This window comes from Actinomadura chokoriensis (genome assembly GCF_039529475.1).
GTDB lineage: Bacteria > Actinomycetota > Actinomycetes > Streptosporangiales > Streptosporangiaceae > Spirillospora > Spirillospora bangladeshensis.
Genome location: NZ_BAAAMW010000009.1, coordinates 58,180 through 83,649, shown reverse-complemented (window position 1 = coordinate 83,649; position 25,470 = coordinate 58,180). Strand labels below are relative to the sequence as shown.

At 76.3% G+C, this 25,470-nt stretch carries 20 protein-coding genes and 1 pseudogene; 16 read left to right on the top strand and 5 right to left on the bottom strand.

Annotation, left to right across the window (positions count from 1 at the left end):
• The first annotated feature begins 9 nt into the window (after nt 1-9).
• A complete protein-coding gene (locus ABFX46_RS20805; protein WP_346044354.1) occupies nt 10-489 on the top strand; it encodes a DNA glycosylase family protein in 480 nt (159 codons plus the stop codon).
• On the opposite strand, the gene ABFX46_RS20800 is transcribed toward ABFX46_RS20805, so the two are convergent.
• Entirely contained in the window at nt 468-1,055 is a 588-nt protein-coding gene (locus tag ABFX46_RS20800) for a TetR/AcrR family transcriptional regulator (RefSeq protein ID WP_346044352.1), read from the bottom strand. The genes ABFX46_RS20805 and ABFX46_RS20800 overlap by 22 nt on opposite strands.
• Before the next feature lie 82 nt (nt 1,056-1,137).
• On the opposite strand from ABFX46_RS20800, the gene ABFX46_RS20795 reads away from it, so the two are divergent.
• The 3 genes from ABFX46_RS20795 to ABFX46_RS20785 all read left to right on the top strand — a co-directional run bounded on the left by ABFX46_RS20795 (nt 1,138) and on the right by ABFX46_RS20785 (nt 3,941).
• Entirely contained in the window at nt 1,138-1,542 is a 405-nt protein-coding gene (locus ABFX46_RS20795) for a nuclear transport factor 2 family protein (protein WP_346044351.1), read from the top strand.
• A gap of 135 nt (nt 1,543-1,677) precedes the next feature.
• Nucleotides 1,678-2,871, top strand: a complete 1,194-nt coding sequence (locus tag ABFX46_RS20790) for an acyl-CoA dehydrogenase family protein (protein WP_346044349.1) — start codon at nt 1,678-1,680, stop codon at nt 2,869-2,871.
• The gene (locus ABFX46_RS20785; RefSeq protein ID WP_346044347.1) at nt 2,850-3,941 is read left to right on the top strand and encodes an acyl-CoA dehydrogenase family protein; all 1,092 of its coding nucleotides are present in this window, start codon (nt 2,850-2,852) and stop codon (nt 3,939-3,941) included. Before ABFX46_RS20790 ends, ABFX46_RS20785 begins: the two co-directional genes overlap by 22 nt.
• A gap of 40 nt (nt 3,942-3,981) precedes the next feature.
• Here ABFX46_RS20785 and ABFX46_RS20780 read toward each other — a convergent pair whose 3' ends face one another.
• From ABFX46_RS20780 to ABFX46_RS20770, 3 genes are read right to left on the bottom strand one after another with little or no spacing between them, the layout of a single operon-like run.
• On the bottom strand, nt 3,982-4,836 hold the full coding sequence (locus tag ABFX46_RS20780; protein ID WP_346044345.1) for a 1-aminocyclopropane-1-carboxylate deaminase/D-cysteine desulfhydrase: 855 nt from the start codon (nt 4,834-4,836) through the stop codon (nt 3,982-3,984).
• Entirely contained in the window at nt 4,833-5,477 is a 645-nt protein-coding gene (locus ABFX46_RS20775; protein WP_346044343.1) for an adenylate kinase family protein, read from the bottom strand. The genes ABFX46_RS20780 and ABFX46_RS20775 overlap by 4 nt, the downstream gene beginning before the upstream one ends.
• Before the next feature lie 27 nt (nt 5,478-5,504).
• Nucleotides 5,505-6,059 (bottom strand): universal stress protein, encoded by a 555-nt coding sequence (locus ABFX46_RS20770; protein ID WP_346044341.1) that lies wholly within the window; start codon nt 6,057-6,059, stop codon nt 5,505-5,507.
• A 138-nt stretch (nt 6,060-6,197) separates the two neighbouring features.
• Between ABFX46_RS20770 and ABFX46_RS20765 the strand changes: the two genes are divergently transcribed.
• Entirely contained in the window at nt 6,198-6,695 is a 498-nt protein-coding gene (locus tag ABFX46_RS20765; RefSeq protein WP_346044339.1) for an XdhC family protein, read from the top strand.
• The gene (locus ABFX46_RS20760; protein ID WP_346044337.1) at nt 6,695-7,762 is read left to right on the top strand and encodes a zinc-dependent alcohol dehydrogenase family protein; all 1,068 of its coding nucleotides are present in this window, start codon (nt 6,695-6,697) and stop codon (nt 7,760-7,762) included. The genes ABFX46_RS20765 and ABFX46_RS20760 overlap by 1 nt, the downstream gene beginning before the upstream one ends.
• Here ABFX46_RS20760 and ABFX46_RS20755 read toward each other — a convergent pair.
• On the bottom strand, nt 7,723-11,436 hold the full coding sequence (locus ABFX46_RS20755; RefSeq protein ID WP_346044336.1) for an nSTAND1 domain-containing NTPase: 3,714 nt from the start codon (nt 11,434-11,436) through the stop codon (nt 7,723-7,725). The two genes, ABFX46_RS20760 and ABFX46_RS20755, sit on opposite strands and share 40 nt — an antisense overlap.
• Nucleotides 11,437-11,708: 272 nt before the next feature.
• Here ABFX46_RS20755 and ABFX46_RS20750 point away from each other — a divergent pair, with 272 nt between their 5' ends.
• From ABFX46_RS20750 to ABFX46_RS20705, 10 genes and pseudogenes are all read left to right on the top strand, one after another.
• Nucleotides 11,709-16,181: a tetratricopeptide repeat protein gene (locus tag ABFX46_RS20750; RefSeq protein ID WP_346044334.1), complete on the top strand. Its 4,473-nt coding sequence runs from the start codon at nt 11,709-11,711 to the stop codon at nt 16,179-16,181.
• Nucleotides 16,182-16,319: 138 nt separating this feature from the next.
• Complete coding sequence (locus tag ABFX46_RS20745) at nt 16,320-17,297, top strand: sigma-70 family RNA polymerase sigma factor (protein ID WP_346044332.1); 978 nt, start codon at nt 16,320-16,322, stop codon at nt 17,295-17,297.
• Nucleotides 17,294-18,070, top strand: coding sequence for a protocatechuate 3,4-dioxygenase subunit beta (pcaH, locus tag ABFX46_RS20740; protein ID WP_346044644.1), 777 nt, complete (start codon nt 17,294-17,296; stop codon nt 18,068-18,070). Before ABFX46_RS20745 ends, pcaH begins: the two co-directional genes overlap by 4 nt.
• The gene (gene pcaG, locus ABFX46_RS20735; RefSeq protein ID WP_346044330.1) at nt 18,070-18,633 is read left to right on the top strand and encodes a protocatechuate 3,4-dioxygenase subunit alpha; all 564 of its coding nucleotides are present in this window, start codon (nt 18,070-18,072) and stop codon (nt 18,631-18,633) included. The genes pcaH and pcaG overlap by 1 nt, the downstream gene beginning before the upstream one ends.
• Nucleotides 18,623-19,816 carry a 3-carboxy-cis,cis-muconate cycloisomerase gene (gene pcaB, locus ABFX46_RS20730; protein WP_346044328.1) on the top strand — a complete coding sequence of 398 codons (1,194 nt, stop codon included), beginning with the start codon at nt 18,623-18,625 and terminating at the stop codon, nt 19,814-19,816. Before pcaG ends, pcaB begins: the two co-directional genes overlap by 11 nt.
• On the top strand, nt 19,813-20,583 hold the full coding sequence (gene pcaD, locus ABFX46_RS20725; protein WP_346044326.1) for a 3-oxoadipate enol-lactonase: 771 nt from the start codon (nt 19,813-19,815) through the stop codon (nt 20,581-20,583). The genes pcaB and pcaD overlap by 4 nt, the downstream gene beginning before the upstream one ends.
• Before the next feature lie 98 nt (nt 20,584-20,681).
• A pseudogene (gene pcaC / locus ABFX46_RS20720) lies at nt 20,682-21,044 on the top strand (4-carboxymuconolactone decarboxylase); the annotation flags it as partial.
• A gap of 27 nt (nt 21,045-21,071) precedes the next feature.
• Entirely contained in the window at nt 21,072-21,884 is an 813-nt protein-coding gene (locus ABFX46_RS20715; RefSeq protein WP_346044323.1) for an IclR family transcriptional regulator, read from the top strand.
• Between the two features lie 54 nt (nt 21,885-21,938).
• Nucleotides 21,939-23,096: a 4-hydroxybenzoate 3-monooxygenase gene (locus ABFX46_RS20710; protein ID WP_346044321.1), complete on the top strand. Its 1,158-nt coding sequence runs from the start codon at nt 21,939-21,941 to the stop codon at nt 23,094-23,096.
• Between the two features lie 132 nt (nt 23,097-23,228).
• The gene (locus ABFX46_RS20705; RefSeq protein WP_346044319.1) at nt 23,229-25,439 is read left to right on the top strand and encodes an MMPL family transporter; all 2,211 of its coding nucleotides are present in this window, start codon (nt 23,229-23,231) and stop codon (nt 25,437-25,439) included.
• The last annotated feature ends 31 nt before the right edge of the window (nt 25,440-25,470 follow it).

Below are 25,470 nucleotides of genomic sequence, written 5' to 3'. Positions count from 1 at the left end.
TGTGCGCGCGTGTTCACCGCGACCGCCGACCTGCCCGCCGCGCCGCCGTTCGACTTCGGCCCGTCCCTGCGGTTCGTGCGCGGGTTCCCGCCGACGTCCGGGGAGCAGGAGGTCGGCGGCGGGGCGCTGACCGAGGCCCTGCGCGCCCGCGGCCGGACGGTCGTCGCCCGGGTCGTCCAGGCGGGCGGCGGCGTCCGCGCCACCCTGCACGCGGCCGACCCGATCGGCCCGGACGTCCTGCGCACGGGCCCCTACGACGAGGTGAAGGGCTTCCTGCTCGGCCTGCCCGGCGTCGGCCCGTGGTCGACGAACTTCGTCCTGATCCGGGGCCTCGGCAGGATGGACGAGGCGCCGGTCGAGAAGGCGCTGCTCCGCGCCGCGTCCCGCGCCTACGGCCGCGCGCTCACCGAGGCCCGGGTGCGCGAGCTCGCCGAGCGGTACGGGCCGTGGCAGGGGTACTGGGCCCACTACCTGCGCGCGGGCGCCTGACCGGGGCACGGGCGCAGGCCGTCGAAGGCGATGCGCAGGACGCCCTCGCGGGCCCCGGCGCGCCCGGCGGCGTAGGAGATGCCGGCCAGCAGCGCCATGACCTGGCCCGCCCCGACGTCGCGCCGCACCGCCCCGGCCTCCTGCGCCCGTTCGAGCAGGACGCCGAGCGCCGCCCGCAGGCCGGGCCCGGCGGCCCCGGTGGCCTGCCGCGCGTCGACGCCGGCCTTGGCCAGCGCCTCGGCGACGGCCTGCTTCGTGGCCGCCCGGGAGACCACCCGGGTGAAGAACCCGAAGAACGCCGCGCCCGGATCGGCGGCCGACCGCAGCTCCTCGGCCTCCGCGGCGAGCCGCTCCAGCAGAGCGACGAGCACGGCCTCCAGCAGCGACTCCTTGGTCGGGAAGTGCCGGAACACCGTGCCGATCCCGACCCCCGCCTTCCGCGCGACCTCCTCGGTGGAGGCGGAGGTCCCCTGGACGGCGAAGACCTCCTCCGCCGCGGCGAGGACCTTGGCGCGGTTGCGCAGGGCGTCGGCGCGCAGCGGCCTGCCGGACGCGGGTGAGGTCATCGCGGCCTTCCGTTGACAAGTGGAGTCCAGACTCCATATTTTCTCATACGGAGCAGGGACTCCGATTGTAGGGGAGTGTGTCATGTCCGAGTTCGCCAGCCCCCGGGCCGTCCTCCAGCGGCTCCTCGACGGGGTGACCGCGCGGCGGCCCGAGATGCTGCCGCGGCTGTACGCGGAGGACGCGGTGGTGGTGCACCCGTTCGCCGACCCCGCCCTGCGCCTGGAGGGCCGCGCGGCGGTGCGCGAGCACTTCGCCCGGCTGGAGACGCTCCCGATGGAGATGAAGGCGCGCAACGTCGTCGTCCACGAGACCGCCGACCCGGAGGTCATCATCGCCGAGTTCGAGTACGAGGGGCGCAACACCGAGACCGGCCGGCCGTTCGTCGTCCCGAACGTCTTCGTGCTGCGCGTCCGCGACGGCCACATCGTGGAGTCCCGCGACTACCACGACCACCGGGGGCTGGCCCGGGCGCTCGGCGGCGGCTGACCGGCCGGGGCCGGCCGCGCCGCGGTTGACTCGGCGTCCCGGGGGTTCCTAGGCTGGGCGGACCATACCGACCGGTTGGTATGTTCGTTGCGGGCGGCCGGCCGCCGCCCGCCGCCCCGCGCGGAGGTTCGCCCTGTGAGCACAGCACCGCCCGACGCCGACGAGCTGAGCAGGCGGGTCGGCGAGTTCCTCGCCGGCCACGACCCGTCGGCCATGGAGCCCCTGGAGTTCCTGCGCGCCCGGTTCGACGCCGGCCTCGCCTGGGTCCACTACCCCGAGGGCCTCGGCGGGCTCGGCGCCCCCCGCCACCTGCAGCCCGCCGTCGACCGGGCGTTCGCCGAGGCCGGCGCGCCGACCAACCACCCCGAGCGCAACGGCATCGGGCTCGGCATGGCCGCGCCGACCGTCCTCGCGTTCGGCACCGAGGAGCAGAAGCGCCGCTTCCTGCGCCCGCTGTGGACCGGCGAGGAGGTGTGGTGCCAGCTGTTCAGCGAGCCCGGCGCCGGCTCCGACCTCGCCGCGCTCGCCACCCGCGCCGTCCGCGACGGCGACGCCTGGACGGTCAACGGCCAGAAGGTCTGGACGTCCATGGCCCACGAGGCCCGCTGGGCGATCCTCGTCACCCGCACCGACCCCGGCGTCCCCAAGCACCGCGGCATGACCTACTTCGTGTGCGACATGACCGCGCCCGGCGTCGAGGTCAGGCCGCTGCGGCAGATCACCGGCGAGGCCGAGTTCAACGAGGTGTTCCTCACCGACGTCCGGATCCCCGACGAGCACCGGCTCGGCGAGGTCGGGCAGGGCTGGCAGGTGTCCACCACCACGCTGATGAACGAGCGGGTCGCGATCGGCGGCAACGCCGCCCCGCGCGAGAGCGGCATGATCGGCGTGGTCGCGGCGCTCTGGCGGGACCGCCCCGAGCTGCGCACCCCCGGCCTGCACGACGCGCTGCTGCGCGCGTGGGTGGAGACCGAGGCGGCCCGGCTCACCGGGGCGCGGCTGCGCCAGCAGCTCACCGCCGGGCAGCCCGGCCCCGAGGGGTCGGGCGCCAAGCTCGCCTTCGCCAAGCTCAACCAGGAGGTCTCCGGCCTGGAACTGGAGATGCTCGGCGAGGACGGCCTGCGCTACGACGACTGGACGATGCGCCGCCCCGCCGAGGTCGACTTCACCCGCCGCTCGCCCGGCTACCGCTACCTGCGCGCCAAGGGCAACTCCATCGAGGGCGGCACCTCGGAGATCCTGCGCAACATCATCGCCGAGCGCGTCCTCGGCCTGCCCGGCGAGATCCGCGTCGACAAGGACGTGGCATGGAAGGACCTGCCCCGGTGAGCGACCTGCTGTACTCCGAGATCGAGAACGACCTGCGGGCCGGCGTCCGCGGACTGCTCGACGACAAGGCGCCGTGGGCGTCCGTCCTCGCCGGCACCGAGAAGGACGAGCCGTACGACGCGGCGCTGTGGCGGGCGGTCGCCGGCCGGCTCGGCTGCGCGGGGCTGCCCGTCCCCGAGGACCTCGGCGGCGCCGGCGCCACCTGGCGGGAGACCGCCGTCGTCATGGAGGAACTGGGCCGGTCCGCCGCCCCCGTCCCGTTCCTGACCAGCGCGGTCATCGCGACGGCCGCGCTGCTGGCCGCCGGGGAGCGCGACCTGCTCGGCGGGCTGGCCGCCGGGGAGAAGATCGCGGTGCTGGCCGTCCCGTTCAGCGCCGGCCCCGGACACGCGGCCCCGACCGTGCAGGCCGCCGGCGGCGCCCTGACCGGCGAGGTGACCAGCGTCGCCGACGGCATGGCCGCGGACGTGCTCCTCGTCCCGGCCTCCGGGGCCCTGTACGCCGTGGACGCCGCCGACGCCCGGCGCACCGCCGTGACCTCGCTCGACATGACCCGGCGGCTCGCCGACATCGCCTTCTCCGGCGCGCCGGCCCGGCGGGTCGCCGAGGGGGACGGCGCCGTCCGCGCCGCCCTGCGGACGGGCGCCGCGATGCTGGCGTCCGAGCAGCTCGGGCTCGCCGAGCGCTGCCTGGACGACACCGTCGCCTACGTGAAGACCCGCTACCAGTTCGGCCGGCCGGTCGGCTCCTACCAGGGCCTCAAGCACCGCCTCGCCGACCTGTGGACGTCCATCACGCAGGCCCGCGCCGTCGCCCGGCACGCGGCGTCGTGCGTCGCCGCCGGCGACGACGACACGCCGATCGCCGTCGCGGTCGCGCAGGCGCACTGCTCGGCCGTCGCGCTCAAGGCCGCCGAGGAGTGCGTCCAGATGCACGGCGGCATCGGCTTCACCTGGGAGCACCCGGCCCACCTGTTCCTGAAGCGGGCCAAGGCCGACTCCATCGCCCTCGGCACGCCCGACCACCACCGCGCCGCGCTCGCGGACATGGTCGGCCTGCCCCCGGCCTGACACGGCCGCGGACGGCCCCGGGCGCGACGGGGCCGTCCGGTCAGCCGGTGACGACGGCCAGGATCCGCGTGCCGGGCGGGAAGGCGCCCCGCTCGGCCGAGGCGAGGACGCCGAACATCATCTTCGCCGTGTAGATCCGGTCGAGGACGACGCCGTGCCGGGCGGCGAAATCGTCGATGAAGGCGTCCAGTTCGGGGGTGCGCTTGGCGTAGCCGCCGAAATGGAAGCCGTTGTCGACGCGCCAGTCCCCCCGGCGTCCGCCGTAGGTCTCGCGCTGGAGCCGCTCCACCTCGCGGTCCATGAAGCCGCCCTTGAGCACGGAGAAACCGAGGGCCCGCTGACCGGCGGCCAGGCCCGCCGCCAGACCGGCGAGCGTCCCGCCCGTCCCGCAGGGGACGCACACCACGTCGAAGCCCGGCACCTCCGCGCCGAGTTCCGCGCATCCCTTCACGGCGAGCGCGTTGCTGCCGCCCTCCGGCAGCAGATGGAAGTCGCCCCATTCTCCGCGCAGGGCCTCGATCACGTCGGGCTCGTGCTTGCGCCGGTAGACGCTGCGGTCCAGGTAGGCGAGCCGCATGCCCATCCGCTCCGCGTAGGCCAGCGAATCGTTCAGCGGCCGGTGCTCCTCGCCCCTGATCACGCCGATCGTCGCGAACCCGAAGATCCTCCCGGCCGCCGCGGTCGCGCGGACGTGGTTGGAGTAGGCGCCGCCGAACGTCAGGACCGTCCCGTGCGCGCGGGCCGGACCGAGGTTGTGCCTGAGCTTGCGCCACTTGTTGCCGGGCAGCTCCGGGTGGATCAGGTCGTCCCGCTTCAGGAACAGCCGCAGGCCGCGGCGCGCGGCGCGGTCGTCGGCCAGCTCCACCACGGGCGAGGGCGCCGCGGGCGGGGTCATCCCGGCATCGGCAGCCGCAGCCGCTCCCGCAGCGTCCGCTGGACCTCGTCGATGCCCGGCCGGGCGTCCACGGTGACCACGTACTCCTTGCGGCCGAACAGCTCCAGGATGGGGTCGGTCTTCGCGTGGTACTGGCGCAGCCGCTCGGCGAGGGCCTCCTCGGTGTCGTCCTCCCGGGTCACCAGCTCGCCCCCGCACACGTCGCAGCGCCCCTCCTGCGTGGGGCGGTCGGCGATCAGGTTGTAGTCCATCCCGCAGCGGGCGCACAGCCGCCGGCCCAGCACCCGGCGGCGGACCTCCGCGTCGGGCAGGTCGAGGTGGATCACGCCGTCGATGTCGTAGCTCTCCAGGAAGAACTCGGTCTGCCGCCGGCTGCGCGGGAACCCGTCGATGACGAACCCGTAGTTCCAGTCGTGCTGCTCCAGGCGCTCCCGGACGACGTTCTCCGCGAGGTCGTCGCCGACCAGCTCACCGGCCGCCATGGTCCGCCGCACCTGCGCGCCGAGCTTGGTGTGGTTCGTGACGTGCCAGCGGAAGATGTCCCCGACGCTGATGTGCACGATGTCCAGATCCCGCGCGAGCAGGCCCGACTGCGTCCCCTTGCCGCTGCCGATGGCGCCGATGATCACGTACTTGCGCATGGGGCCAGCCTATGCGCGGGCGCGCGGTCAGAGCGGGAGCCGCAGCCGCCGCCCCAGCCTGCGGAAGCGCGAGTCCGGGGCGTGCTCGGGCGACGCGTCCCGGACGGCGAGGCCCTCCATCAGCGTCTCGAACGAGGGCTGCCGGACGCACACCAGCGTCGCGCGGGCCCGCCGGGCGCAGTGCAGCCGCACCGACGGCCGCAGCAGCCGGGAGAACGGGCCGCGCGTGCCGTGCCCGACGACCAGGATGTCGTCGTCGCCCGCGAGCCGCACCAGCGCCGCGCCCGGCTCGCCGACCAGCGCCAGCGCGGTCAGCTCCACGCCCTCGGGCGGGCCGCCGGACACCTCGGCGAGCAGCCGCGCGATCAGCTCGGCGCCGGAGGCGCGCAGCGCCTCGGTGATGCCGCAGCCGAGCTGCCCGGCCGCCGACACGTGCGGCGGCAGCGGCGCCGCGTGCGCGACCAGCAGCGGCAGCCGGCGCAGCCGCGCCGCGCCGATCGCCCAGGAGAGCGCGCAGCGGGCGCCCGCGGAGTCGTCCACCCCCACCACCACGCGGGGGCCGCCCTCCGGTCTCGCGATCACGATCCCTCCTGTGCGCCGGGTGCCAGGTAGTTTAGGCATACCCGTTCCGCGAGGGGAGTGCCACGTTTGGGAAACCCCGGTTTCCGATAAGGGCGTGGCCCCTGGACCGGCCGCCGCCCGGCGCGGCACACTGCCGGTATGGGAGCACCGCACGAGACCGACCCGTCCTGCGCCATCGCGCACGGCGACGCCCCGCCCGCCGCGGAGGAGCGCACGCTGGTCGCGGTGTTCGCCGGCGCGGTCGCCGACCACCTGCTGCGCTACGGCGCCGACCTCGGCTACCGGACGTTCCTCGTCGACCCCGACAAGGACCGCGACGGGATGACCGACCTGCCCGCCCTCGACGGCACCGCCGACGTCATCGTCACCGACCACCACCGCGCCGAGCTCGGGCCCGTCCTGCGCGACGTGCTGACGCAGCCGGTCCGCTGGGTCGGCGTCATGGGCAACCCGCGGCATCCCGCCCCGCACATCCCGGCGCTCACCGAGCTCGGCGTGCCCGCGGCCGACATCGCCCGGGTGCACCGCCCCATCGGCCTGAACATCGGGTCCAAGTCCCCGGCGGAGATCGCCATCGCCACCCTCGCCGGGCTGATCGCCGACCGCAACGGCCGCCCGGGCGGCTTCGAGTTCTAGTGCGCGCGGTCGCCTACGACGCCTTCGCGGCGCCGCCGTCCGTGCGCGAGCTGCCCGACCCGCCGGTCCCGGCGGGCGGCGCGGTGATCCGCGTCGAGGCCACCGGCGTCTGCCGCAGCGACTGGCACGGCTGGCGGGGCCACGACCCCGACATCCGCGCCTTCCCGCACGTCCCCGGCCACGAACTGGCCGGCACGGTCGCCGAGACCGGCGCGGGCGTCGCCCGGTACCGGCCCGGCGACCGCGTCACCGTCCCGTTCGTCTGCGCCTGCGGCCGCTGCCCGTCCTGCGCGTCGGGCGACCAGCAGGTGTGCGAGTCCCAGACCCAGCCCGGCTTCACCCACTGGGGGTCGTTCGCGCACTACGTCGCGATCGAGAACGCCGATGTGAACCTCGTCGGCCTCCCCGACGAGATGTCGTACACCACCGCCGCCGGGCTCGGCTGCCGGTTCGCGACCGCGTTCCGGGCGGTCACGGCGCGGGGCGGCGTCACCGCGGGCCAGTGGGTCGCCGTGCACGGCTGCGGCGGCGTGGGCCTGTCCGCCGTCATGATCGCCGCCGCGGCCGGCGCCCGCGTCGTCGCGGTCGACGTCGCCCCGCAGGCCCTGGAGCTGGCGCGCCGCTGCGGGGCCGCGGCCGTCGTCGACGCGTCCGGCCACGACGACGTCGCCGCGGCCGTCCGCGACACCGCCGGCGGCGGCGCGCACGTCTCCCTCGACGCGCTCGGCAGCCCGGCGACCGCCCGCGCCTCGATCGAGTCGCTGCGCCGCCGCGGCCGGCACGTCCAGGTCGGCCTGCTGCCGCCCGGCGCGGGCCGCGCCGACCTCCCGATGGAGCGGGTCATCGCCTGGGAACTGGAGATCGCCGGCAGCCACGGGATGGCCGCGCACGCCTACGCCCCGATGATGGAGCTGGTCCGCGCTGGCGCGCTGCGGCCCGAGCTCCTGGTCGGCCGCGTCCTGCCCCTCGACGACGGCCCCGCGGCCCTCACGGAGATGACCGGCCCCGGCATCACCATGCTCGAACCTCACCGGCAGGGCGGCGCGAACGGGGTGGACGGCACGTAGCGCCGCCATTCGCGCCCGGTGATCGGGGTGCCCGCGGTGGCGCAGATGTGCGCTGCCACCTCGTCGGGGTCCAGGTCCCACAGCCTGACCTCGCGTCCGACGCCCGCGGTGACGAGAAGGGGCCGGGTGGGGACGGCGACGTCGATGTAGAGGGCCTCGGCGGAGGCCGCCAGGGTCGCGAGGGCGCGCGGTTCGGACGGGTCCGACGTGTCCCACAGCCAGACGGTCCCGTCGCCGCCGGTCGCCGCGAGCACGCCGTCCGGGCCGTAGGCGAGGGAGTAGATGTAGTTGGCGGGCCCGGTCAGGCGGCGGGGGAGCGGACGCGGGTGCGCCCGGTCGCGGACGTCCCAGAGGATCACCGTGTTGTCCCCGCCCGCGGTGGCCAGCGTCCTCCCGTCCGCGCTGAACGCCGCGGCGAACACGTAGCCGCCGTGGCCGGTGAGCGCCGGGCCGAGCCGGACCGGATGCCGGGGGTCGGCGACGTCCCAGAGGAGGACGGTCCTGTCGGCGGTGCCGTAGGCGAGCGTCCGGCCGTCCGGGCTGAACGCGGCCTGGTAGGTGTAGTTGGTCGCGCCGGTGAGCTCGGCGGCCCGCGCCGGATGGTACGGGTCGCTCACGTCCCACAGCCAGACCTTCTTGTCGTTGCCCGCGACGGTGAGGAGACGGCCGTCGGGTCTGAACATGAGCCCCTGGACCACGTCGCCGGGACCGGTGAGCCGGGCGGGGACCGCCACGGGACGGCCGGGGGAGCGGACGTCCCACAGCTGCGTCGCCCCGCCGGTCGTGCCGATCGCGAGCGTCGCCGCGTCCGGGCTCAGCGCGGCGGCCCCCGACGCCGTGCCGGGGCCCGCCGCCCGCTCGATCACCGGGCCGAGCGGGGCCGGGCGGCGCGGGTCGGCCACCGACCACAGCCGCGCGGTGCCGCCGGCGCCCGCGAGGGCGAGGACCCGGCCGTCCCGGCTCAGCCCGGCGGCGAAGATCCCGCCGTCCGGGCCCTGGATGACCGGGCCGGGCACGTCCCAGATCCGGGCCGCGCCGTCGGCGGCGGCGGTCGCGAGCGTGCCCGGCCCCGGGAACGCCACGGCCGTCACCGGGCCCGGATGCGGCAGGGACGCGACGAGCGCGCGCGTCCGGGCGTCCCAGACCCGGACCGTGCCGTCGGAGCTCGCCGCCGCGACCGATGCGCCGCCGGGCGAGAACGCGACCCCGTTCACCCAGCTCTTCGACCCGCTGAGGGGCTTGCCGGCGGGCGACCCGCCCGGCATCCGCAGGAGCCGGACGCCTCCGTCGGCGCTGCCCGCGGCGAGCGTCCGCCCGTCGGGGCTGAACGCCAGCGCGTAGACGGTCCGCTTCCCGGCCGCGAGGCGGCGCCCCGCGCGCTCGGGACGGGCCGTGTCCACGAGGTGGACCGTTCCGTCGGCGAAGCCCGCGGCGAGCGTCGAGCCGTCGGGGCTGAACGCCGCGCTCTGCGCCGGCACGGGGCCCGTGGCCAGCACCCGGCCGCCCGGCCGCGGCGAGGGGGTGTCCCATGAGCGGACGGTGCCGTCCGCGCTCGCGGCGGCGAGCGTCCGGCCGTCCGGGCTGAACGCCACCGCGTACACGGTGCTCCTCGGCCCGGTCAGCGCGCGCGGGGTGCCGCCCGGCGACCACATCAGCACCGTGCCGCCGCCGCTCCCGGCGGCCAGCGTCCGGCCGTCCGGGCTGAACGCCACGCCGTACACGGTGTCGGGGAACCCGCGCACCGGATCGCCGGCCGGCACCGGGCGGCCGCGGTCGGCGATGCTCCAGAGCCGCACGGCCCGGTCGGCGCCGCCGGTCGCCAGCGTGCGGCCGTCCGCGCTCACGGCGACGGCCTGCAGGACGCCGCCGGCGCTCACGATGCGGGTCGCCGCCGGGCCGGAGTAGGACTCCAGCAGGCTCGACCGCGCCTCCGGGGTGCGCGCCACCCGGTAGGCGGCCAGCGCGGTCTGCCCCGCGAGCGCGACGTCCTTGGCCCGCAGCCTCCCCGACCCGATCGCGACCTGCCGCGACACCGCGATGTCGCGCTCCGCGTCGGCGGTGTGCCGCTGGCGCAGCGTGACCGCCGCCAGCCCGAGCGCCAGCAGGGACACCGCCGACAGCACGGCGATCAGCCGCCGGGCGCGCCGGACCAGCCGCCGCGCCGCCCGCGCCTCGGCGTCCCGCTGGAGCACCGACGCCTCCAGGAACCGCCGCTCCCGCTCGTTCAGGGCGGCGCCGCGCCGCGCGTCGGCGGCCAGGTCCTCGGCCTCGGCGAGCCACGCCCCGCGCAGCAGGGTGCCGGGGTCACGGCCCGACTCCTCCCACGCCTCGGCGCCCGCCGTGAGCCTGCGGTGGGTGCGCAGCCCCGCCCGGTCGGCGTCCAGCCAGGCGCGCAGCCGCGGCCAGGCGAACAGCAGCGCCTCGTGCGCGATCTCCACGCCGTCGGCGCGGGCGGTGACGAGGCGCTGCCCGACGAACAGGCCGAGGACGGCCCGCGCCTCGTCCCCGAGCTCCCGCTCGGCCACCCGGCGCCGGGTCACCCCCGTGTCGTCGGCGATGTGCACGAGCCGCCCGAACAGCCGCCGCGCGGCGAGGCGCTCCTCCTCGTCCAGCCCGAGGTAGACCTCCTCGGCCGTCGCGGCGACCGCGCCCTCGATCCCGCCGCCGTCGCGGTAGCCGGCGATGGTGAGCACGCCCTGCCGCCGGCGCTCCCACGTCGACAGCAGCGCGTGCGACAGCAGCGGCAGCGTGCCGGTCTCGTGGGCGGCGCCGGGCCGCGCGCCGGGCGGCGGGCTCACCTCGCGCAGCAGCAGGTCGGCCAGGCCGGGCTCCAGCTCCAGCCCGGCCCGCTGCGCGGGCGCGATGATCGCACGGCGCAGCTCGTCCTCGTTCATGGGGGTGACCACGACCTGGCCCGTCTGCAGCACCGCGGCCAGGTCCGGATGCCGCAGCGCCCGCCCGTAGAAGTCGGCGCGCAGGGCGAGCACCACGGCGGCCGGCAGGCCCAGCAGCGCGGCGATGAGGTCCTCGGCGTCCTGCTCGGAGCGGCCCGTGAAGACCTCCTCGAACTGGTCGACGATCACGACCGCGGGGCCCGTCCCGCAGAGCCCGGCGGCCTCGGCGGCCTGGAGCCCGCCCGCCGTGCGGAGCACGACCTCGGCCTCCCCCTGCAGCGCCGGGACGAGGCCGGCGCGCAGCAGCGACGACTTGCCCGCCCCGGACGGCCCCGCCACCACCAGCGCGCCCCGGCCCCGCAGGGCCCGCACGCGGGCGGCCAGCGCCGCGGTGAGGCCCTCCCGGCCGAAGTACCAGGCGGCGTCCTCCCGCTCGAAGCGGGCGAGGCCCCGGTAGGGGACGACCGCCGGGCGGCGCCCGGGGCTCCGGCGGACGCGGCGGAGCGCGTCCAGCCACAGCCCGACCGCCGCCGGGTCGGTGACCCCGCACGCGCGCAGCAGCTCCGGCAGCCGCGGCGGCCGCAGCGGCGGCAGGTGACGGCCGGAGAAGTACCCGCCGGCGCTCGCGTCGGGCATCCCCGCCCGCCGCGCGACCTGCCGGACGGTCAGGCCCGCGGTGTCCCGCAGCAGCGTCAGCTCCCGCGCGAAGTCCTGCCGGGTGACGATCCGGCGCGGGTCCGGCGTCTCCGCGCCGCCACCGGACGGGGCGTTCGGCGCCATCTGCACCTCCACGGCGGGACCGGGCCTCCGACAGTTCGAGTCAGGCACGGGGCGGCGGCGCGGAAAAGGTCAGATGACATATATGTGGCTGTTCGCACCAATTGCCGGGTTTTCCCGGAGTCGCTCACCGTCCGTCAGGGGGCCGCGCCGCAGCGGGACCGAGCGGGCGTACGGCCTTGTACGGGCATTGGCCGCGACGTTGCCCCCGCCCCGGACGGGAGGTCTGCTGGGAGGGACCCCGATCATGTCAGTGGTGAAGGCGGCACCCGGCCATGACGAGAGACGACGCATTCGACCCCGACGCGTTCGGCGGCGGCGGGCGCGGCGGCCCCGCGGGGATCGCCCGGCGCCGGCACGTCCCGGCGGACCGGGCGGCGGCCCACTTCCACGAGTCCGTGCACGCCGACGGCGACATCGTCGCCGGAGACAAGATCGTCCACCAGGCGGCGGCCCGGACCGCGCCGCCCGTCCGGCAGCTGCCCGCCGCGCCCCGCGACTTCGTCGGGCGGGAGCGGGAGCTCGCGGCGATGGACGAGGCGCTCGCCGCGGCGGGCGGCCGCGGCTCGGCGACCGTGGTGCAGATCCACGGCATGGCCGGCGTCGGCAAGACGTCGCTGGTCCTGCACTGGGCGCACCGGAACGCCGCCCGCTTCGACGCGCACATCTTCCTCGACCTGCACGGCCTGTCGAGGCGGACCGCGGCGACGCCCGCGCGGGCCCTGTTCCGGCTGCTCGGCGACCTCGGGCTCGCCGCCCGCGACATCCCGGCGGACGAGGCCCGCCGGGCCGCGCTGTTCCGCTCGCTGGTGGCCGAGCGCCGCGTCCTCGTGGTGCTCGACAACGCGGCGGACGCGGACCAGATCGTCCCGCTGGTCCCGGGCGGGCCCGGCTGCCTGGTCGTGGTGACCGGCCGCGCCCGGCTGGAGGGCCTGGCCGCGCGGTTCGGCGCGGTCTCGGTCCCGGTCGACCCGCTCAGCACCGACGAGTCGTGCGAACTGGTCGCGCGGCTGCTCGGCGGCGACCGCGGCGAGCGGGAGCCGCAGGCGGTCGCCGACCTCGCCGACTCCTGCGCCCGGCTGCCGCTCGCCATCCGCATCGCGACGGTCGGGCTCGCCGCCGGGCCGTTCGACTCGGTGGCCGCCGTGGTGGACGAGCTGACCTGCGGCGGCCGGCTCGACGTGCTCGCCCTCGACGGCGACGCGGGCCTCGCCATCCGGCCCGCCTTCGACCTGTCCTACGACGCGCTGACCCCGCGCGAGCAGGGCGTCTTCCGGATGCTCGGGCTGCTGCACGGCTACGACTTCGGGGCGGGCGGCCTCGCCGCGCTGCTCGCCGTGCCCGTCCCGGAGGCCCGCCGGCTGCTGCGCGGGCTCGTCCGCCGGCACCTCGTCGAACCCGGGACCGTCGGCCGGTTCCGCCTCCACGAGCTGCTCAGCGAGTACGCCGCCGAGCGGCTCGCCCGCGAGGACGGCGCGGCGGCCGACGCCGCGGCCCGGCGGCTGCTCGACTGGTACCTCGGCCGGGTGCGCGAGGCCGCGGCGGCGATCGGGCCGGCGGCGACCGGTCCCGCCGGCGGGACCGCCCCGCTCTCCCCGGCCGCCGCCGGGCAGGCGCTCGGCTGGTTCGAGGCGGAGCGGGCCGCCGTGGTCGCCATGGCGCGGCAGGCCGCCGAGCGCGGCGAGCCCGCGCTGGCCTGGCGGTTCGCCGACGCCCTGTTCCACCTGCTCCGGCGGGACAAGCACGGCGCCGACAACCTGGAGGTCCACCGGCTCGGCCTCGCCGCCGCGCGCGCCGCCGGCGACCGGCACAGCGAGGCGCTGATGCTCGACCAGCTCGCCGTCGTGCACTGCGACCGCGGCAACCACGCCGAGGCCGCGGCGGACGCGCGGGCGGCGTACGAGATCTTCACCGAGCTCGGCGACCACCGCCGGGCGGGCTGGGCGCTCAACACGCGCTCGCGGGTGGAGCGGCTGTGCTGCCGCTACCAGGAGGCCCTCGGCTACGGGGAGCACGCCCTGCAGATCCTCACCCGGGAGTGCGACCGGCACGGCGCCGGGCGGGCGCTGGAGCAGATCGCGCAGGTGCACTGGCGCCTCGCGCACTACCGCACCGCGCTGCGCCACGCGCGCGAGGCGCTGCGCGTGCACCGGGAGCTGGGGAGCGGCGCGGGGGAGGCCGACGCGCTGGAGATGATCGCCCGGATCCTGCGCCGCCTCGGCCACGTCGACCGGGCCCTGCACTACGCCGGGCGGGCGCTCGCCGTCCGGGAGCGGCTCGGCGACCGGCGCGGCCAGGGCGAGGTCCTGGACGGCATGTCCCGCACGCTGCGCCGCGCCGGCCGGCTCGACGAGGCGCTCGGCCGGGCCGGCGCCGCGCTGCGCATCCGCGAGGACATCGGCGACCTCGCCGGCGTCGCCACCAGCCTGATCAGCCGGGCGCGCGTGCTGGAGAACCTGGGCGACTGCCCGGCGGCCTTCGACGACGCCACCCGTGCGCTGCGGATCTGCCGGGAGTTCGGCGACCCGTACCGGGAGGCGGAGGCGCGCTGCACCATCGCCCAGTTCCACCACGACTCCGGCCAGTACGAGCTCGCCATCCGGCACGCGCGGCTCGCGCTCGGCATCCGGGAGCGGATCGGGGACGAGCACGGCGTGGCGTCGGCGCTGAACCTCATCGCCCTGGTGGAGCGGCGGCTCGGCCGGCACGCCGGCGCCCGCCGCGACGTCGAGCGGGCCCTCGCCCTGCAGCGCAGGATGAAGGCCGGGTACGGCCTCGGCCGGACGCTGACCAACCTGGCCGAGATCGAGCGCAGCGCCGGCCGGTACGGCGAGGCCCTCGGCCACGCCCTCGCCGCCCTCGCCAGCCACACCCGGGCCGGCGCCGGCGGCGCCGAGCGCATCGCCCAGGGCGCGAGCCTCGCGACCGTCGCCCGGATCCAGTGCCGGATGGGCGACCACGCGGCGGCCCTGCGGCACGCCGGCGAGGCGCTGCGCGTCCAGCTGGAGACCGGCGACCGCCCCGGCCAGGGCGTGACCCTGGACGTCCTCGCCCGGGTCGGCCTCCGCACGGGCCGCTACTGGGAGGCGGCCGGCCACGCCGAGGAGTCGCTGCGGATCCGCCGGGAGATCGGCGACCGCCGCGGGGCCGCCGAGAGCATCGTCAAGATCGCGCTCGTCCGCTGGCACCAGAGCCGCTACGACGAGGCGCTGTCGCGGGCCCGGGAGGCGCTCGCGGTCCAGCGGGAGATCGGCGACCTCGCCGGGGCGAGCGGCGCCCTGTACGTCCTCGCGCGCATCCACGCCCGGACCGCCCGCTACGCGCGGGCCCGCGAATGCGCGCTCGAGTCCCTGGAGATCTGCCGCCGCACCGGGGACCGGCACGGCGAGACCGACGACCTGCTCACGCTCGCGCACCTGGACCGCCGGCAGGCCCGCTACGGCCGGGCGCTGCGCACGGCCCTCGGCGTCCTGGAGGCCAAGCGGGAGATGGACGACCGGACGGGCGAGGCCGAGGCGCTCACGCTGATCGGGCGGCTGCAGGGCGAGCTCGGCCGGCACGACGCGGCGCTCGCGCACCTGGCCGAGGCCATCCGGCTGCAGCGGGCGACCGGAGACCGGTACGGGGAGGCCGAGACGCTGGAGGCGATCGGGCGCGTCCGCCGCCGGCTGGCGCAGTACCCGGCGGCCCGGCGCGCCCTGAAGGACGCGCTGCGCATCGAGCGGGAGATCGGCGACCTCGCCGCCGAGGGCCGGACCCGGACGCTGCTCGCCGAGGTGTGCCGCCACCAGGCCGCGTTCCGCGCCGCCGTCCGGCACTCCCGCAGGGCCATCGCGATCCTGCGGGAGATCGGCGACCTCGACGGCGAGAGCGCGGCCCGCGACGGCCTCGCGCGGATCTGCTACTACATGGCCCGCTACCGCAAGGCGCTCCGGCACGCCGGGGAGGCGCTGCGGATCCGCACCGAGACCGACGACCGCCAGGGCCAGGCCGAGAGCCTGGACACCCTGTCGCGCAACCACCGCAGGCTCGGCCGCAACGAGGTCGCCGTCGGCCTCGCCGAGCGGGCGCTGGCCCTGCACCGGGAGATCGGCGACCGGCACGGCGAGGCCGAGAGCCTCGGCACCCTCGCGCACGCGCGGTGGCGGCTCGGCGACGAGCGGGCCGCGCTCGCGGCGGGGATCGAGGCGCTGCGGATCCACCGGGAGACCGCCGACCGGTACGGGGAGGGCGAGGTCCTCGACCTGCTCGCCCGCATCCACCGCAACGCGGGGCGCTGCGACGAGGCGCTCGCGCTCGTCACGCGGGCGCTCGCGCTGCGCCGCGAGATCGGCGACCGGCGCGGCGAGGGCGACAGCCTGAACACGCTGTCGCGCCTCATGCGGCGGCGCGGCGAGACGGCGGCGGCGCTCGACCACGGCCACCGGGCCCTGGTCATCCGGCACGAGATCGACGACCGCCGCGGCACGGCCGACACGCTCGACAACATCGCCCGCGCCCACGCCGGCGCCGGCGACCGCCGGCAGGCCCTCCGGCACGCGCTCGACGCGCTGGAGATCCAGGCCGGCATCGGCGACCGGTGGGGACGCGGCCGGAGCCTGCTGCTGGTCGGGGAGATCCAGCTCGGACTCGGCCGGCCGGACGAGGCGCGCGCCTCCCTGGCGCGGGCGGTGCGCGTCTGCGTGAAGACCGGCGACCGCGAGTCCGCGGAGACCGCCCGCGGCCTGCTGGCGTCCCTGGTGGAGTGAGGACGGGACGGGCGGGCGGCCCGGCGCGTAGGATCCGGAGTGCGCGCGTTCTGTCGGTGGGGCCTCCTACGGTCGGAGGCGACGGGGCCCGCCGGCGCGCCGCCCGGGCTATGCCGCCGACCGAAGGTGACCACCACCATGGCGAACAGCACCATAGATACAGACCGTGACTTCCAGGAGCTCGCCGATCCGTACCGGCGGGAGCTGCTGGCCCACTGCTACCGGATGCTCGGCTCGATCCACGACGCCGAGGACCTGGTGCAGGAGACCTTCCTGCGGGCCTGGCGCTCGTACGGCGACTTCGAGGGCCGGTCCTCGCTGCGGACGTGGCTGTACCGGATCGCCACGAACGCCTGCCTCACCGCGATCGACCAGCGCGGCCGGCGGCCGATGCCGTCGGGCCTCGGGGCGCCGAGCGACGAGCCGGAGCGGCCCGTGGTGGCCTCGCCCGAGGTGCCGTGGCTGGAGCCGGCGCCCGACGCCGTCCTCGGCGCGGACGCCGCCGACCCCGCCACGATCGTCGCGGCCCGGGAGAGCACCCGGCTGGCGTTCGTCGCGGCGCTGCAGCACCTGCCCGCCAAGCAGCGGGTCGTGCTGATCCTGCGGGACGTGCTGAAGTGGCGGGCCGCCGAGGTCGCCGAGCTGCTCGGCACCACCACGGCGGCGGTCAACAGCGCGCTGCAGCGGGCGCGGGCGCAGCTGGAGCAGGACGCGCCGATGCGCGACGAGCTGGTCGAGCCGACCGACCCGGCCCAGCGCGACCTCCTGGAACGCTACGCGAAGGCCTTCGAGGACGCCGACATCACCGGGCTCATCGAGCTGTTCAAGAAGGACGTCGTCTGGGAGATGCCGCCGTTCCCCGAGTGGTTCGTCGGCGCCGAGACCGTCGTGCGGCTCATCCTCGCCCAGTGCGGGCCCGCGCCGGGCGACATCCGGATGGTCCCCGCCGCGGCCAACGGGCAGCCGGCGTTCGGCCTCTACATGCGCGACGACGAGGGCGTGCACCGCGCGTACCAGCTGCAGGTGCTGAGCGTCACCGGGGACGGCGTCGCGCACGTCTCGGTGTTCTTCGACACCAGCCTGTTTCCGCTGTTCGGGCTGGGAGACCACCTCTGAGAAGGAGCCCGGGTTTCCACTGGGCGGAAGCCCCGTTCGATCCGCCCGGCGCGGGCTGCCAGGGTGGTGGCGGGTCGTCCACGTGGGAACGCAGAAGGGAAGGGCGCATGGCGCATCCTCCGTACCTGTACCCGGGCTACAAGAGCACCGTGCTCAGAGCCCCGTCGCAGGAGCTGGTCATGCCGAAGCTCGGCCCGGACAGCGTCGAGCTGACCTCGCCGGTCTTCGGGCACCAGGAGCTCGGCCGGCTGGACGAGGACCTCACCGTCCAGCACTCCGGCGAGCCGCAGGGGCAGCGGATCATCGTGACCGGGCGGGTGCTCGACGGGGGCGGCCGCCCGGTGCGGGGCGCGCTGGTGGAGGTCTGGCAGGCGAACGCGGCCGGCCGGTACCACCACCTCGGCGACATCCACCCCGCGCCGCTCGACCCCAACTTCACCGGCGCGGGCCGCTGCCTCACCGACGGCGACGGCCGCTACCGGTTCATCACGATCAAGCCGGGCGCCTACCCGTGGGGCAACCACCACAACGCCTGGCGGCCCGCGCACATCCACTTCTCGGTGTTCGGCACCGCGTTCACCCAGCGGCTCGTCACCCAGATGTACTTCCCCGACGACCCGCTGTTCGCGTTCGACCCGATCTTCCAGTCGATCCCGGACGAGAAGGACCGGCAGAAGCTGATCTCCCGGTTCGACATGGACACCACCAAGCCGGAATGGGCGCTCGGCTACCAGTGGGACATCGTTCTCGGCGACACCCCGATGGAGACCTGATGAGCACTTCCCCAGCCACCTCCTCAGCGGCGACGCCGTCCCAGACGGTCGGCCCCTTCTTCGGCTACGCGCTGCCCTACGCGGCCGGCCCGGAGGTCGTGCCGCCGTGGCGGCCGGACGCGATCCAGGTGCGCGGGCGGGTTCTCGACGGGGCCGGTGAGCCGGTGCCCGACGCGCTGCTGGAGATCTGGCAGCCCGACGGGGACGGCGCGATCCCGCGGCGCCCCGGCGGCCTGGTCCGGGACGGGCACGGGTTCTCCGGCTTCGGCCGGTGCGGCACCGACGCGGCCGGCGGCTACTGGTTCAGCACGGTCAAGCCCGGCGCGTCCGGCGGCGGCGCCCCCTACATCGCCGTCCTCGTCTTCGCCCGCGGCCTGCTCAAGCCCGTGTTCACCCGGCTCTACTTCCCCGAGGACGAGGCCGCCCGCGCCGGCGACCCGCTGCTCGCGGAGGTGCCCGCCGAGCGCCGCGCGACCCTGGTCGCCGAGCGCGAGGGCGAGCGGGAGTACCGCTTCGACATCCGGCTGCAGGGGGAAGGGGAGACGGTCTTCCTTGCCTTCTGACGATCACGGGCCAGTGCCCGCCGCGGCGCCGGACGCGGGCCTGCTGTCCCCCGTCCGGGCGGGGACGGAGGCGGAGGCCGCCACCAGCGACCTGGCCTACCTGACCGCGATGCTGGACGCCGAGGCGGCGCTCGCCCGCGCGCAGGCCCGCCTCGGGATCATCCCGGCGGCGGCGGCCGAGGCGATCACGGCCGCCGCCGACGCGGGCCGGTTCGACCTCGTCGCGGTGGCCCGCCGCGCCCGCGGCTCCGGCAACCCCGTCGTGCCGCTGGTCGCCGACCTGCGCCGCCTCGCCGGGGACGCCGGCGAGCACGTGCACAAGGGCGCCACCAGCCAGGACATCGCCGACACCGGCGCCATGCTCGTCGCGGCCCGGACCAGGCGCGCCGCCCTCGCCCACCTCGACCGGGCACTGGACGCGCTGGCCGGGCTCGCGGCGCGGTACCGCGACACGCCGATGCCGGCCCGCACGCTCGGCCGGCAGGCGCTGCCGACGACGTTCGGCGCCAAGGCCGCGAACTGGCTGATGGGCTGCCTGGACGCCCGCGAGGGCCTCGCGGCCGTGCCGCTGCCCGTCCAGCTCGGCGGCCCCGCCGGCACCCTGGACGCCTTCGGCGAGCGGGCCTTCGACCTGGTCGCCGCCTACGCCGAGGAGACGGGGCTCGCGTGTCCGGTCCTGCCCTGGCACACCCGCCGCGCGCCCGTCGCCGGTCTCGCGGCGGCGCTGGCGGTGGCCGCCGGCGCGCTCGGCAAGATCGCCACCGACGTGTGGCTGCTGTCGCAGAGCGAGGTCGGCGAGGCCGCCGAGGCCGCGGGCGCCGGCCGGGGCGGCTCGTCGTCGATGCCGCACAAGCGCAACCCGGCGCTGTCGGCCCTGATCCGCTCGGCCGCGCTGCAGGTGCCGGCGCAGGTGCAGGTGGTCCTCGCCGCGCAGGCCGCGCCGCACGAGCGGCCGGCGGGGGAGTGGCACGCCGAGTGGCAGCCGCTGCGCGAGTGCCTGCGCCTCACCGGCGGCGCCGCCGAGACGGCCGCCGAGCTGCTGGAGGGCCTGGAGGTGTCCACCGAGCGGATGCGGGCCGACCTCGACGACCTGCTCGGCGTGCTCGGCGCCGACCCGGGGCCCGGCAGCGCCGCCGCCCTGGTCGACCGGGCCCTCGACGCGTATCGGAGAAGCCGCCGATGATCAAGCTGCGGTACCGCCTGGACGGCCCGGAGGACGCACCGGTCGTCGTCCTCGGCCCGTCCCTCGGCACGTCCATGGACCTGTGGCTGCCGCAACTGCCCGCCCTGACCAGCCGCTGGCGCGTCCTGCGCTACGACCTGCCGGGCCACGGCGGCACGCCCGCTCCGGACGGCCCCTTCACCGTCGACGACCTCGCCGGCGGGGTCGCCGCCCTGCTGGACGGCGTCGGCGCCGGGCGCGCCGCCTACGCCGGAGTGTCGCTCGGCGGCGCCGTCGGCACCGCGCTCGCCCTGCGCGACCCCGGCCGCGTCGCCAGCCTGATCCTGTGCTGCACGTCCCCCCGCTTCGGCGACCCGGGGCCCTGGCGGGACCGGGCCGCCCTCGTCCGCCGCGAGGGGGTCGGCCCGGTGGCCGACTCGGCGGCGGGTCGCTGGTTCACCCCCGCCTTCACCCGGGCGGAGACGTACACCGCGATGCTCCGCGCGACCGACCCCGAGGGCTACGCGGCCTGCTGCGACGCCCTGGCGGAGTTCGACGCGACCGGACGGCTCGGCGCGATCTCCGCGCCGACCCTGGTGATCGCCGGGGCGCAGGACGGCCCGACGCCTCCGCGCGGCCACGCCGACCGGCTGGCCGAGGGCGTCCCCGGCGCCCGGCTGGTCGTCATCGAGGGCGCCGGCCATCTGGCCGGCGCCGAACGCCCCGACGCGGTCACCGAGGAGATCACCGCGCACCTGGACCGCACCTGGAAGGGACTCGACACATGAGCCGGGAGCGCCCCGCCGGCGGCGGCACGGCACGCGGCGGCACGACGGACGGCGCCCGCACGGGAGGCGGCACAGGAGGCGGCATGACGGACGGCGAGCGGCACGCGCGGGGCATGAAGACCCGCCGCGAGGTGCTCGGCGACGCGCACGTCGACCGCGCCGAGGCCCGCAAGGACGGCTTCACCGCCGACTTCCAGGACATGATCACCCGGTACGCGTGGGGCGAGATCTGGAGCCGGCCCGGCCTCGACCGCAAGACCCGCAGCTGCATCACGCTCACCGCCATGGTCGCCGGCGGGCACCTGGAGGAGCTGGCGATGCACGTGCGGGCCGCCGTCCGCAACGGGCTGACGCACGAGGAGATCAAGGAGGTGCTCCTGCAGACGGCGATCTATTGTGGAGTGCCCGCCGCGAACTCGGCGTTCGCCGTCGCCCAGCGGGTACTCGCCGAGCGGGAGTGACGGGCGCGAGCCCGGGCGGAGGGCCACGTGGCAGCTGACAGGGCGCGGGACGCCCGCCCGGTGAGCGTGGCGGGCAAGGTGATGGCGATCCTGAACGCCTTCGCGCAGGGCGGCGTCCGCCTGAACCTCAGCGAGATCTGCCGCCGCGCGGGGCTGCCGCTCGCGACCGGGCACCGGCTCGTCGGCGAGCTGGCGGCCGGCGGGTTCCTGGAGCGCGTCCCGGACGGCACCTACCGCATCGGCACCCGGCTGTGGCGGATCGGCAGCCAGGCGCCCGCCGTGACCGGGCTGCGCGAGCTGGCGCTGCCGCACATGGAGGACCTGTACGAGGCCACCCACGACAACGTGCAGCTCGGGGTGCTGCGCGAGGACCGCGTGCTGATCGTCGAGCGGCTGCGGGGGACCCGCTCGGTGCCGGTCGTCACGCAGGTCGGCGCGATGCTGCCGCTGCACACCACCGGCGTCGGGAAGGTGCTGCTGGCGTACGCGCCGCCGGAGGTGCGGGAGGGCATCATCTCCGCCGGGCTGGCCCGGCACGCGGTGCGGACCATCACCGACCCGGCGAAGCTGCGGCGCGACCTGGAGCGGGTCCGCCGCTCCGGCTACTCGCTCACCCGGGACGAGATGACGCTCGGCGCCTCGTCCATCGGCGCCCCGGTGCGGGACGCGGCGGGCGAGGTGGTCGCGGCGCTGTCGCTGGTGGCGGGCACGCGCGGCGCCGACCTGCGGCGGCTGCTGCCGCCGCTCACCACGGCGGTGCGCGCGCTGTCGCGCGACGTGGCCGCGCACTGGAGCGGCGATCCCGACGCGTTTTCCGGTGAGCGGAAAACCGGGGCCTGAACCTGCGGCGATGCAGGCCAGCATCGCCGAGTGTAACGATGACGAGGAGGCTCGATGCGTACCCAGGTCGCGATCATCGGCGGAGGCCCCGCCGGACTGCTGCTGTCCCACCTGCTGCACCTGCAGGGGATCGACTCGGTGGTGCTGGAGCGCCGGGACCGCGACTACGTCGAGCACCGGCAGCGGGCCGGGATGCTGGAGCAGGGCACGACCGACGTGCTGCGCGAGACCGGCGTGGGGGAGCGGCTCGACCGCGAGGGCCTCGTCCACCACGGGCTGGAGCTGCGGTTCGGCGGCGCCGGGCACCGCGTCCCGCTGACCGATCTGACCGGCCGGACGGTCACCGTCTACGCGCAGACCGAGATCGTCAAGGACCTTGTCGCGCGGCGGCTGGCGGACGGCGGCGACGTGCGGTTCGAGACCGAGGTCGTGGGCCTGGACGCGTCCGCGCCGAGCGTCACGTTCCGCAGCGGCGGCGAGACGCGGACCCTCCACTGCGACTACATCGCGGGCTGCGACGGGTTCCACGGCGTCAGCCGCCCGGCGGTGCCGGGGGTGCGGACGTTCGAGCGGGAGTACCCGTTCGCCTGGCTCGGCATCCTCGCCGACGTCGCGCCGTCCACCGAGGAGCTCATCTACGCCAACCACGACCGCGGCTTCGCGCTGCACAGCCTGCGGTCGCCGCAGGTCAGCCGGCTGTACCTGCAGGTGTCGCCGGACGAGGACCTCGCGGAGTGGTCCGACGCCCGGATCTGGGACGAGCTGGCGACCCGGTTCGCCACCGACGACGGCTGGAAGCTGCACGAGGGCCCGATCACCGGCAGGTCGATCACGCCGATGCGCAGCTTCGTGGCCGAGCCGCTGCGGCACGACCGGCTGTTCCTGGCCGGGGACGCCGGGCACATCGTCCCGCCGACCGGGGCCAAGGGCCTCAACCTGGCGGTGTCGGACGTGATCGTGCTGGCGCGGGCGCTCACCGAGCGGTACGCCTCGGGATCGGAGACGCTGCTCGACGGCTACTCCGACGCGTGCCTGCGGCGGGTCTGGCGGGCCGAGCACTTCTCCTACTGGATGACGACGCTGCTGCACGTCGATCCGGCCGCGAGCGATTTCGAGCGGCGGCTCCAGCGCTCCCACCTGGACTACGTGGCCTCGTCGGAGGCGGCGAAGACGTCGCTGGCGGAGAACTACGCCGGCCTCCCGATCTTCTAGGGGCCCCGGCCCCCGGCGGCGGAGTGAGATGCACGTCACGCAGTTTGGCAGTGCCTGAAATTTTGCCGCTTGGGCAAGTTCGGTTTAGTGTGGACGGGTCACGGGTGAGATGTCCGCGCTTCCAGGACCGACTTGGGGGACCTTTTGGCGACGCTCCTGTACCGGCTGGGCCGGTTCTCGTTCCGCCGGCGCGGGCTGGTGGCGCTGCTGTGGGCGGCGCTCCTGGTCCTCGCCGGGGCGGGGGCGGCCACGCTGAAGGGCCCGACGTCCGACGACTTCTCGATCCCCGGCACCGAGTCCCAGCAGGCGCTCGACGTGCTCAAGGACGAGATGCCGCAGATGTCGGCGGACGGCGCCACCGCCCGGGTCGTCTTCGCCGCCCCCGCCGGGTCCACGGTCACCGGCGCGTCCGGCAGGGCGGCCGTCGAGCAGGTCGTCGGCAGGCTGAAGACCGCGCCCCAGGTCGCCTCCGTCGCCGACCCCTACCGGGCCGGCGCCGTGTCGGCGGACGGCCGGATCGCCTACGCCCAGGTCACCTACAAGGTCACGCCGATCGACGTGAGCGACGAGGCGCGGGACGCGCTCGCCGCCGCGGCCGAGGCCGGCCGGGGCGCCGGGCTCCAGGTCGAGATGGGCGGCACCGCCACCCAGGCCATGCCCGAGCAGAGCGCCACCGAGGTCATCGGCGTCGCGATCGCCGCCGTCGTGCTGATCATCACGTTCGGGTCGCTGGTCGCCGCCGGGCTGCCGCTGCTGAACGCGATCCTCGGCGTCGGCATCGCGATGGCGGCGATCACCGCGGCCACCGGGCTGTTCGAGATGAGCTCGATGACCTCGACGCTCGCGCTGATGCTGGGGCTCGCCGTCGCGATCGACTACGCGCTGTTCATCGTCTCCCGCTACCGCCACGAGCTGGAGGAGGGGCGCTCCGGCGAGGAGGCCGCCGGACGGGCCATCGGCACCGCCGGGTCCGCGGTCGTGTTCGCCGGGCTGACCGTCGTCATCGCGCTCGCCGGCCTCGCCGTCGTCGGCATCCCGCTGCTCACCGAGATGGGGGTCGCCGCCGCGTTCGCCGTGGTCGTCGCCGTCCTCATCGCCTTGAGCCTGCTGCCCGCGCTGCTCGGGTTCGCCGGCCGCCGGGTGCTCGGCGGTCGGATCCCCGGCCTCGGCGGCGGCCGGCCGCGGCACGGGCGGCCCCCCGCGGGGGAGCGGTGGGCCCGGTTCGTCGTGCGCCGCCCGCTGCCGGTGCTGCTCGCCGCGACCGCCGGCCTCGGGATCATCGCCGCGCCCGCCCTCGACCTGCGGCTCGGGCTGCCCGGCGACGAGATCGCCGCGTCCGACACCACCCAGCGCAAGGCCTACGACCTGCTGTCGGACGGCTTCGGCCCCGGCTTCAACGGGCCGCTGACGGTCGTCGTCACGGGGGACGCGGGCCAGGCAGCCGCCACCGCCCGGCGGTTCGCCGGCGAGGTGAAGGGCATGGCGGACGTCGCCGCGGTGACCCCGCCGGTGCCGAACGCGTCCGGGGACACCGCCGTGCTCGGCGTGGTGCCGAAGAGCGGGCCCAGCACCGAGCAGACCGAGGACCTCGTCGCCGAGATCCGCGACCGCGGCGCGGCGACCGGGGCCGGCGCCATGGTGACCGGGCAGACCGCCATGGCGATCGACGTGTCCGCCAAGCTCGGCCAGGCGCTCGCGCCCTACCTCGCCGTCGTCGTCGGGCTCGCGTTCGTCCTGCTCCTGCTGGTGTTCCGGTCGCTGCTCGTCCCGCTGAAGGCGACGCTCGGGTTCCTGCTCACCGTCGCGGCCACCTTCGGCGCGGTCGTCGCCGTGTTCCAGTGGGGCTGGCTCGGCGGGCTGCTCGGCGTCGGCGAGACCGGCCCGATCATGAGCATGATGCCGATCTTCCTGATCGGCGTGGTGTTCGGACTCGCCATGGACTACCAGGTCTTCCTCGTCACCCGGATGCGCGAGGAGCACGTGCACGGCGCGCCGCCCACCGAGGCCGTCGTCACCGGGTTCCGGCACGGCGCCCGGGTCGTCGGCGCCGCCGCCGTCATCATGATCGCGGTGTTCGCCGGGTTCGTCGCCTCGTCCGAGTCGATGATCAAGATGATGGGGTTCGCGCTGGCCGCCGGGGTCGCCTTCGACGCCTTCGTGGTCCGGATGACGATCGTCCCCGCGGTCATGGCGCTGTCCGGCCGCGCCGCGTGGTGGCTGCCGGACCGGCTCGCGCGCGTGCTGCCGAACGTGGACGTGGAGGGGGAGCGGCTCCGCCACCTGCTCGACGACGACACCGGCGAGCCCGCCGCCGCCCGGGAGCCCGCACACGCCCGGACCTGACCCGCCCCACCCGACCCCCCGCCCCGGAGCC